Annotated in this window: 1 protein-coding gene; it reads right to left on the bottom strand. The window is 48.2% G+C overall.

What is annotated here, in order from left to right:
• Positions 1–143: 143 nt before the first annotated feature.
• On the bottom strand, positions 144–458 hold the full coding sequence (locus tag B9T16_RS29040) for a type II toxin-antitoxin system RelE family toxin (RefSeq protein ID WP_410246432.1): 315 nt from the start codon (positions 456–458) through the stop codon (positions 144–146).
• Positions 459–767 lie beyond the last annotated feature (309 nt).

Here is a 767-nt window from a genome sequence, read left to right on the forward strand (position 1 = left end):
GAGAATTAAAACTGTGGGTCAATTCATCAGCTAACCGAATCGACATTAGCGCCGCTTGAGGTTGTTCGTCAACTGTGACGATCAAAGGTTGGCGATCGAGGGTTGCCATGTAGTCGGTTAACGGGGCTGTAGCTTGCGATAAATTAAGAGTCTTCATCTGTTTCCTCCGATATGCGATCGCCGAATCTAACTTGATTTCTGTCCTTGATGCCAACCGCCAAAATTTCCACAATAGCCTCCGGCTCTTCCTCTACATCATAGTACACACGCAACTGCCCAATCCGCAATTCCCAAGATGCCAAGGGATTAGGACGCATTAGCTTCCGGTTGCGGGTTTCCACAGTAGGTTGACTGGTCAGTTGTTGAGAAATCCCTTCGAGTACCATACTCCGTTGTCGCGCCGTCAACTCCCGGATCTGGTCGGCAGCGGTTGGCGAGATAATAACTTGATACGGCAAAGTTTAACCTCCTGCTGATGTGACAAAATCATATTGGCTATTCTCTCCCGTAACAAGCAGTTTACGCTTGCTTTATCGACTGATTTCAGACTTCCGGTTTTCTTTGGTGACTGTTTTGCATTGTGACCTTTGGCTTTCCATTCCTTGCAACTGTAGAAAATGAACTCCGCCCAAGACATCCCCCGCCGCCACTTTCTAGTAGGTTGGGTGGAGCGATCGCGAAACCCAACACAGTCGGCTAGGCTGGGGGTGGTTAAGTTTTTGTGGAGTTTCCTGGGTTCATATAACCTACTAAGATGTTGGGTTTCC

This window comes from Arthrospira sp. PCC 8006, assembly GCF_046480465.1.
Classification (GTDB): domain Bacteria; phylum Cyanobacteriota; class Cyanobacteriia; order Cyanobacteriales; family Microcoleaceae; genus Limnospira; species Limnospira platensis.